At 69.2% G+C, this 8,333-nt stretch carries 8 protein-coding genes; 7 read left to right on the forward strand and 1 reads right to left on the reverse strand.

All coding sequences use genetic code 11. The features are described from left to right. Positions 1 to 22 precede the first annotated feature (22 nt). From AB0J90_RS17200 to AB0J90_RS17210, 3 genes are all read left to right on the forward strand, one after another. The gene (locus AB0J90_RS17200) at positions 23 to 1,423 is read left to right on the forward strand and encodes a 3-oxoacyl-ACP reductase (RefSeq protein WP_363596799.1); all 1,401 of its coding nucleotides are present in this window, start codon (positions 23 to 25) and stop codon (positions 1,421 to 1,423) included. Continuing rightward, complete coding sequence (locus tag AB0J90_RS17205) at positions 1,420 to 2,310, forward strand: MaoC/PaaZ C-terminal domain-containing protein (RefSeq protein ID WP_363596801.1); 891 nt, start codon at positions 1,420 to 1,422, stop codon at positions 2,308 to 2,310. The genes AB0J90_RS17200 and AB0J90_RS17205 overlap by 4 nt, the downstream gene beginning before the upstream one ends. 175 nt (positions 2,311 to 2,485) lie before the next feature. After that, entirely contained in the window at positions 2,486 to 3,613 is a 1,128-nt protein-coding gene (locus AB0J90_RS17210; protein ID WP_363596803.1) for an acyltransferase, read from the forward strand. Between the two features lie 2 nt (positions 3,614 to 3,615). On the opposite strand, the gene AB0J90_RS17215 is transcribed toward AB0J90_RS17210, so the two are convergent. Continuing rightward, the gene (locus AB0J90_RS17215; RefSeq protein WP_363596805.1) at positions 3,616 to 4,263 is read right to left on the reverse strand and encodes a TetR/AcrR family transcriptional regulator; all 648 of its coding nucleotides are present in this window, start codon (positions 4,261 to 4,263) and stop codon (positions 3,616 to 3,618) included. A 71-nt stretch (positions 4,264 to 4,334) separates the two neighbouring features. Here AB0J90_RS17215 and AB0J90_RS17220 point away from each other — a divergent pair, with 71 nt between their 5' ends. The 4 genes from AB0J90_RS17220 (at position 4,335) to AB0J90_RS17235 (ending at position 8,102) form a co-directional block, all read left to right on the forward strand. Then, entirely contained in the window at positions 4,335 to 4,787 is a 453-nt protein-coding gene (locus tag AB0J90_RS17220; protein ID WP_326562056.1) for an SCP2 sterol-binding domain-containing protein, read from the forward strand. Positions 4,788 to 4,845: 58 nt separating this feature from the next. Further along, positions 4,846 to 6,060: an acyl-CoA dehydrogenase family protein gene (locus tag AB0J90_RS17225; protein WP_363596807.1), complete on the forward strand. Its 1,215-nt coding sequence runs from the start codon at positions 4,846 to 4,848 to the stop codon at positions 6,058 to 6,060. A gap of 41 nt (positions 6,061 to 6,101) precedes the next feature. Continuing rightward, on the forward strand, positions 6,102 to 6,680 hold the full coding sequence (locus AB0J90_RS17230) for a hypothetical protein (RefSeq protein ID WP_363596809.1): 579 nt from the start codon (positions 6,102 to 6,104) through the stop codon (positions 6,678 to 6,680). Positions 6,681 to 6,821: 141 nt separating this feature from the next. Continuing rightward, complete coding sequence (locus AB0J90_RS17235; RefSeq protein ID WP_363596811.1) at positions 6,822 to 8,102, forward strand: serine hydrolase domain-containing protein; 1,281 nt, start codon at positions 6,822 to 6,824, stop codon at positions 8,100 to 8,102. Positions 8,103 to 8,333: the final 231 nt, after the last annotated feature.

Below are 8,333 nucleotides of genomic sequence, written 5' to 3' on the forward strand. Positions count from 1 at the left end.
TACTCACCAGTAGGCTACGCCTATGAGTGACAGGTACGCGAGCTTCGCGAACTCAGGCGCCGGCCGCGCCCTCGTCAAGCGACTCGGCCTGCCCGATCCGCCGAGACTGCGCCGATACCGGCCGGGCGATCCTCTCGTACCTGGTCCCGTTCTGTTCGACGCCGCTCCCGGCGGCCGGCTGCGCGAACCCGTCACGAAGCTGCTCACCTCGGCCGGCGTCGAACTCACCGACCCGCCGTCGACCGAGACGAGAACGGCCGACACCACGTCAGCCGACACCACCACGGGTGGAGGCATCCGGCACGCCGCACTGGTGTACGACGCCACCGGGGTCACCGACTCGGCCGGGCTTCGCCCGCTCTACGACTTCTTCCACGCGTACGCACGCTCGGTGCTGCCGAGCGGACGGGTGATCGTGCTCGGCACCCCGCCGGAGTCGTGCGCCGCCCCACGCGAAGCCACCGCCCAGCGTGCCCTCGAAGGACTGACCCGCAGCATCGGCAAGGAGTTCGGCCGGGGCATCACCGCCCAACTCGTCTACGTCGACCGCACCGCCGGGTACGCGATCGAGTCGACGCTGCGTTTCCTGCTCTCCGGCCGGTCCGCGTACGTCTCCGGGCAGGTCGTCCGGGTCACCGACCCGGGCACCGGCGACGAGGGCGACCGGGAACGGATCGACTGGGACCGGCCGCTCGCCGGCAAGGTCGCACTGGTCACCGGCGCCGCCCGAGGGATCGGCACCGCGGTCGCGCAGGTGCTCGCCCGCGACGGCGCACACGTGGTCGCGTTGGACGTACCGGCGGTCGGGGACCTGCTCGCCGACGTGGCGAACGACATCCGGGGCAGCGCCGTACAGCTTGATCTGACCGCGTCCGACGCGCCGGCCCGGCTCGCCGACCAGCTCGGCGACCGGCACGGCCGGGTCGACATCGTGGTGCACAACGCCGGCATCACCCGCGACCGGACCATCGCCCGGATGGACGCGGGCGGTTGGGACTCGGTGCTCGCGGTGAACCTGTCCAGCCAGGAGCGGATCAACGACCTGCTGCTCTACCGCGACCTGATCCCGGCCGGCGGACGGATGATCAGCGTCTCCTCGATCGCCGGCATCGCCGGCAACCGGGGCCAGACCAACTACGCCACCGCCAAGGCCGGGGTGATCGGGTTGGTGCAGTCGATGACACCGGTCCTCGCCGAACGGGGCATCACCATCAACGCGGTCGCGCCGGGTTTCATCGAGACCCGGATGACCGCCAGGATGCCGATCGGCCTGCGTGAGGCCGGTCGACGGCTGAACAGCATGGCGCAGGGCGGACTACCGGTCGACGTGGCCGAGACGATCGCCTGGTTCGCCGCGCCGACCTCCGCCGGAGTCACCGGCAACATCGTCCGCGTCTGCGGCCAGAGCCTGCTGGGAGCATGATGTCCAACCCGGACCAGGGCGAACGGGTCGAACTGAGCAGCGCACCGGCCACCGGGGCGCTCTACCGGCGGGCGGTCACCGCGCTGCTGCCCGGTCGCCGCCGGTCGGCCGGCGCCGGGCGCCCCGACGTCGAGGCGCCGTTGCCGCGTACGGAGTTGCTGCTGCACGGCGTCACCGTGGACCGGGAGCACCTGGCCGCGTACGACAGGGTGTGCGGGTTCCGGCTCACCGACGCGCTGCCGGCGACGTACCCGCACGTGCTGGCGTTTCCGCTGGCGATGCGGCTGATGACCGCGCCGGACTTCCCGTTCCCGCTGCTCGGGCTGGTGCACGTGGCGAACCGGATCAGTCTGCTCCGGCCGGTCGACGCGGGCGAGACACTCGACCTGGCGGTGCGTACCGCCGACGCGCGTCCGCACGCCCGTGGGCGGCAGTTCGACGTACTCGCCACCGCGTCGGTGAACGGGGAGCCGGTCTGGCACGACGTGTCGACGTACCTGCGCAAGGAGCCGACCCCGACGGCGGTTGAGCGGCACGAGCCGGGTGACCGCCCGACACCGCCGGCCGCCACCGGGCAGTGGCGGGTCACCCCCCAGGTGGGTACGGACTACGCCCGCGTCTCCGGTGACCGGAACCCGATCCACACCTCCCGGCTCGGTGCCCGGCTGCTCGGCTATCCGCGCCCGATCGCGCACGGCATGTGGAGCAAGGCGCGCTGCCTGGCCGCGTTGGAGGGGCGGCTGCCGGAGGCGTTCACCGTCGAGGTGTCGTTCAAGCGGCCGATCCGACTGCCCGGCGCGGTCAACTTCCATGCCACCCCGGCCTGGGACTTCGCCCTGCACGACCCCGATTCCGGCGCCCCGCACCTGGTCGGTTCCCTGAGCTGAAGGCCGCTCCGGCTGGCGTGTTGTGGTTGTGGGACGCTGTCCTGCCCCAGATTCCTTCCGCTAAGGGCGGTCCTTCTTGTCTTCTCGCCTGCGGCGTGCCCGGTTTACGCCATTTTCAATGCCGTTGGCGGAGGCATACTCCGGCCGTGCGAACAGTTTCGGATTCCTTCGGCTCATGTTCGCGTTCGGCGTCGTGCTGACCCACACGGCCGCACTCGGTTTCGGGCGTCCGCTCATGCGAGGGCTCGACGCGGGGACACTGACGGCCGGCTTCTTCGTGGTATCCGGCTTCCTCATCACCCGCAGCGCCCGACGAAACTCGGTACCCCGCTTCGTCTGGCACCGCGCCATACGAATCTGGCCCGCCCTGTGGGTAGGCCTTCTGTTCACGGGCCTCGTCATCGCACCCCTGCTGTACCACCAGCGGCACGGCACGCTCGACGGGTTGTGGCGGAGCCCGGGTGGCGTACTCGACTATCTGCGACAGAACTGGTGGGGCGGGCTGCGACAACCGGGCATCGCCGACCTGCTGCGCGGCGACACGCCGTACTGGCGGTGGCAGGGTGGAGCGGGGTTCAACGGTTCGCTGTGGACCCTCGCCTACGAGATCTCCTGGTATCTGCTGATCGCCGTCCTGTCCGCGCTCAGTCTCCTGCGCCGGCAACTCCGGTGGCTGCCACTGCTCGCGCTGACCGTCGTGTTCGGCGTGCTGTGCTGGAACTACTACCAGCAGGTGACCGGTAGCCAGTCGGCGATCTGGACCACCGGCGGCTTCGGCCCGCTGCCGCTGCTCGGTGGGCTCCAGCGCAACTACATGCTCTGGTTCGGGTTCATGTTCCTCGCCGGTTGGGTCGCCGAGCAGTACAGCGAGCGACTGCTGATCAACGACGTGCTCGGTGTGCTCTCGCTCGCGACCGTCGGCTGGTTCATCTTCGACGGGACGGTCTTCGGTCCGGGTCTGCTCGCGTACGCGTACGCGATGATCTGGCTCGCGGTGCGCTTGCCGAAGGCGCTGCACCGGGTGGGGCAGACCAACGACTACTCGTACGGGGTGTACATCTACTCGTTCGCCGTACAGCAGGTGATGGCCAAGGCCGGGGTGCAGGCGATCGGCTTCGTCGGCTTCTTCCTGCTCAGCGCCCTGGTCAGTACCGGATTCGCGATGCTTTCCTGGCATTTCGTGCAGAAGCCGGCGCTGCGGCTCAAGGACTGGACGCCGGCCGTGCTGCGCGATCGACCCACCGAACCGGCACCACCGAAAGCTGATGACCGGGACCCCGTTGTGGCGTCTATGTCTTCCTAGACTCAGGCGGCGGGTGGGCGCCAGAGTTCGCCGAGGCGGAGTTGGCCGGCGCCGAGCCAGGTGGCGTTCATCAGTCGGGTGGCCAGCCGTTCCGGGTCCTCGGTCGGGTGGTCGGTGAGCCACTCGGCAAGCGACTCGGCCGCACCGACCAGCGCGTACGCCATCACCTCAAGGTCGATGTCGCGGACCTCGCGGGTGCCGGGCGCCGGGGTGGGCAGGTTGCGGCGCAGCAGCACGACGACCACCTCGATCACCCGGGCGCGCATCATGGACAGCTCACCGGCGAACACCTGCTCGCTGCGGGCCTGCCGGTAGAGCACCGCCCAGCCGTCCCGGTGCGCACCGACGAATCCGAAGAAAGCCCGCAGCGCACGCCAGAGCTGTTCGTCCGGGGGCATTTCGGCCGCGACGGCGCCGACGATGGCCTCCATCATGCGGGTGCCCTCGCGGTGCAGGCATGCGGTGAAAAGGCTCTCTTTGGTTCCGAGGTACGCGTAGACCATGGGCTTCGAGATGCCCGCATCCTCGGCGATGTCGTCCATGCTCGCGCTGTGATACCCACGACGGGAGAACACTTTCACGGCGGCGTCGAGCATCTGCTGTTCCCGGACAGCGCGGGGCAGCCGCTTGAAGGTGGGGGCGCTCGACATCCTTGCGAGCATACCTACTCACCCGTAAGGTTACGCTAGAGTAACTTCAATCTCTCTCGGAAGGTGCACCCATGAGTGACTTCGACCCGGCCAGCTTCTCGTCCCTGGATCCGAAGCAGTTCGCCAAGCTGGTGAAGACCACTCCGGACGCGCAGATCGCCACGGTGATGAAGGGCGACAGCCGGGGCCCCATCCTGGACCAGATCTTCGAGCGGATGCCGTCGCTGTTCCGGGCCGACCGTGCCGGCTCGACCAACACCGTCATCCACTGGAACATCTCCGGCCGGCCCGACGGCGGCGTCGACACCTACGAGGTTGTCATCGACAACGGCACCTGCACGGTCACCGGCACCCCGGTCCGCGACCCGAAGCTCGCCCTCACCCTCGGCCCGGTGGAGTTCCTCAAGGTCGTCTCCGGCGGCGCCAACCCGGTCATGATGTTCATGACCGGCAAGCTCAAGGCAAAGGGCGACCTCGCCCTGGCCTCCAACATCGCGAACCTCTTCGACATCCCCAAGGGCTGACCAACATGACCGCCCAAGGGCTGACCAGCATGGACGTACGCGGCCGGGCGGCAACGGCGTGACCGAGTTCTCGCTCGACCTGAACGAGGAACAGCGCGACCTGCGTGACTGGGTGCACGGCTTCGCCGAAGAGGTCGTGCGCCCGGCCGCCGCCGAATGGGACAGCCGCGAGGAAACCCCGTGGCCGGTGATCCAGGAAGCGGCGAAAATCGGCCTGTACGGCTACGAGTTCGTCGCTAACTGCTGGTCCGACCCGACCGGGCTCAGCCTGCCGATCGCCAGCGAGGAACTCTTCTGGGGTGACGCCGGCATCGGCCTCGGCATCTTCGGCACCTCCCTCGCGGTCGCCGCCATCTACGGCACCGGCACCCCCGAGCAACTCGTCGAATGGGTGCCGCAGTGTTACGGCACCGTCGACGAGCCGGCGGTCGCCGCGTTCTGCAGCACCGAACCCGAGGCCGGCTCCGACGTCAGCGCCATCCGTACCCGGGCCCGTTACGACGAGGCCACCGACGAGTGGGTGCTGAACGGGCAGAAGGCGTACGCGACCAACGGTGGAATAGCCGGGGTGCACGTGGTCACCGCCTCGGTGGACCCGACACTCGGCTCCCGCGGGCAGACCGCGTTTGTCGTGCCGCCGGGCACCGCGGGACTGCACGCGACCCGGAAACTGCGCAAGCTCGGGCTGCGCGCCTCGCACACCGCCGACGTCTTCCTCGACGACGTACGCGTACCCGGGCGCTGCCTGCTCGGCGGCAGGGAACGGCTGCTCGAACGCCTCGACCGGGCGCGTACCGGACAGCGGTCCACCGGACAGGCCGCCATGCGCACCTTCGAACTGTCCCGGCCCACCGTCGGCGCACAGGCCCTCGGCGTCGCCCGCGCCGCGTACGAATACGCGCTCGACTACGCGAAGGAGCGGGTCCAGTTCGGGCGGCCGATCGTCGAGCACCAAGCGGTCGCGTTCGCCCTGGCCGACATGCGGATGGAGATCGACGCCGCCCGGCTGCTCGTCTGGCGGGCCGCCTGGATGGGGCGCAACAACCGCCCGTTCCTCGCCGGTGAGGGCTCGATGGCCAAACTCAAGGCCGGCGAGGTGGCCGTATCGGTCACCGAAAAAGCCGTACAGATCCTCGGCGGCGCCGGATTCCTCCGGGATCATCCGGTAGAACGGTGGTACCGGGACGCCAAGATATACACAATTTTCGAGGGAACGTCAGAGATCCAGCGTATGGTCATCGCCCGGGCCATCTCCGGATCCACGATCCGCTGACGCGCCTCCACACTCCCTCTCGTCAGAACGAGGAACACATCATGTCCGTCGATTCCATTCAGGGCCAGCAGCAGTTCTACGTACGCCAGCGGCTGCGCATGATGGTGAACCAGTACGAGGTACGCGCGGTGGCGCCCGATGGTGCCGAGGGTGCACTCCTGGCGTTCGCGCAGCAGAAGCGGATGGCCTTCAAGGAACAGGTCACCTTCTACACCGACGACACCAAGCAGCAGCCGGTGCTCGGCTTCAAGGCCCGGCAGAAGATCGACCTCGGTGCGACGTACGACATCACCGACGCTGCCGGCAACGGCATCGGCCTGTTCCGCAAGGACTTCAAGGCGTCGCTGCTCCGGTCGACCTGGATCGTCGAGCAGCCCGGCCTCGGTGCCGCCCGTGGACAGGAGCGCAGCCTGCCGGTCGCCCTGCTGCGTCGCTTCGTCGACTCGCTGAGCTGGTTGCCGTACCACTTCGACTTCCTGATCGGCGACCAGCCGGCGTTCTCGGTGGTCAAGAAGTGGGGCCTGCGCGACAAGTACGTCATCGAGATCCAGAACCCGCAGCTCGACCGCCGTCTGGTGATCGCCATGGCGGTCGCCCTGGACGCCCTCCAGAGCCGCTGACCAGCACCCACCCGACGGGCCCGTCCACACACGACTCAGGTGTGGGCGGGCCCGTCGGCCACCCGTAAGGCGACGCCTCCGGGGAAGCCGGGGGTCGCGACCCCGATGTCCGGTAGGTCGCCGCCCGAGAGGGTGAATCGCATGAGCTTCACCAAGAGCCGCAATGGCGCCCTCGCGCTCCTGCTCGGTACGACACTCGCGATAAGCACCGCCGGCCTCGCGATCGGCACCGCCGGACCGGCACTCGCATCCGCGACGGGAACCGCATCCGCGCTGGGAACAGCATCCGCGCTGGGAACAGCATTTGCCCTGGGAACCGCGTCCGCGACGGGGACCGCCGGACACCATCCGCCCGCCGCCTGTCCTGCCGGCACCCTCGACGGGAGCGGACTGCGGGCCGCCATCGCCGGACTGCCGACCGCGGAGGCGACCAGCGCCCAGGTCCGGCTGACCACACCGGACGGCTGCTGGACCGGCGCCGCCGGAGTCGGCAACCTCCGAACCGGGGCCCCGGTGCCAGGGGACGCCCGGTTCCGGATCGGGAGCGTCACGAAGGTCTTCACCGCCACCGTCGTACTGCAACTCGCCGCCGAGCACCGGGTCGACCTGGACGCTCCCGTACGCCGCTACCTGCCCGGACTGCTGACCAACGACTACAACCAGGTGACCGTACGCCAGTTGCTGGACCACACCAGCGGCCTGCCGAGCCCGACGTTCCCGGACGACATCGAGTGGTCGATCGACCACCGGTACGACCGCTGGACGCAGGAACGGATCGTCCGGGAGGCACTGCGCAACGAGCCGGTGTTCACCCCACCGGGCTCGAAGCAGCAGTACACGAACATGGGCTACGTCGTGGCCGGGATGCTGATCGAGAAGGTCACCGGGCACTCGTACGCACGGGAGATGCAGAGCCGGATCTTCGTCCCGTTGGGGTTGCGGGACACCTCCGTACCCGGAAACGACCCGACCATCCGCGGCCCGCACGCCCACGGTTACCAGACCGTGGTCCGCGACGGGCAGACCGAACTGGTCGACGTGACGAACTGGAGCCAGACCATCACCCCGGCCGCGGGTGACATCATCTCCACCCTCGCCGACCTGGACCGCTTCAGCGCGGCCCTGTTCGGCGGTCGGCTGCTCCCGGTCGCCCAGCTCGACGAGATGTTCACCGTCCCGCAGGTCGACGACCTCGACGGCGACCCGGCGGCGTACAGCATCGGCCTGACCGCGTTCCCGCTGCCCACCGGCGAGATCCTCTGGGTCAAGAGCGGTTCCCGGTACGGCTACTCCAGCGCCATCGCCGCCACCCGTGACGGCACCTTCCGGATCGCCTTCTCCATCACCTCAACCGACGCCAAGGGCGACAACCAGACCAACGTCAGCCAGGCCATCATCACCGCCGCCCTCGCCCTGCACTGACCCCCGCCCTCCCACCCCTCCCCCTCCCCGTCCCCGTCCCCGTCCCCGTCCCCGTCCCCGACGATCTTGCAGTTGTGGCGCCCAAATTGCGGTAACTGCCCAGCTTTGTGGACGACCACAACTGCAAGATCGTCGCGCGGGGGAGCGGCGCGGGGGGGGGGGGGGCGGCGGGGGGCGGCGGCACTGGTCCGGTCGTACCGGCCCGCGCTCAGCGCCGCCGAGATCCGTGCC

The organism is Micromonospora sp. NPDC049523 (assembly GCF_040676775.1).
In the GTDB taxonomy this organism is placed as follows: Bacteria; Actinomycetota; Actinomycetes; order Mycobacteriales; family Micromonosporaceae; genus Micromonospora_G.

What these genes read in the sequence shown, in the direction of transcription:
- AB0J90_RS17200 (WP_363596799.1), top strand. Translation starts at nt 23, where the DNA reads ATGAGTGACAGGTACGCGAGCTTCGCGAACTCAGGCGCCGGCCGCGCC.
- AB0J90_RS17205 (WP_363596801.1), top strand. Translation starts at nt 1,420, where the DNA reads ATGATGTCCAACCCGGACCAGGGCGAACGGGTCGAACTGAGCAGCGCA.
- AB0J90_RS17210 (WP_363596803.1), top strand. Translation starts at nt 2,486, where the DNA reads ATGTTCGCGTTCGGCGTCGTGCTGACCCACACGGCCGCACTCGGTTTC.
- AB0J90_RS17215 (WP_363596805.1), bottom strand. Translation starts at nt 4,263, where the DNA reads ATGTCGAGCGCCCCCACCTTCAAGCGGCTGCCCCGCGCTGTCCGGGAA.
- AB0J90_RS17220 (WP_326562056.1), top strand. Translation starts at nt 4,335, where the DNA reads ATGAGTGACTTCGACCCGGCCAGCTTCTCGTCCCTGGATCCGAAGCAG.
- AB0J90_RS17230 (WP_363596809.1), top strand. Translation starts at nt 6,102, where the DNA reads ATGTCCGTCGATTCCATTCAGGGCCAGCAGCAGTTCTACGTACGCCAG.
- AB0J90_RS17235 (WP_363596811.1), top strand. Translation starts at nt 6,822, where the DNA reads ATGAGCTTCACCAAGAGCCGCAATGGCGCCCTCGCGCTCCTGCTCGGT.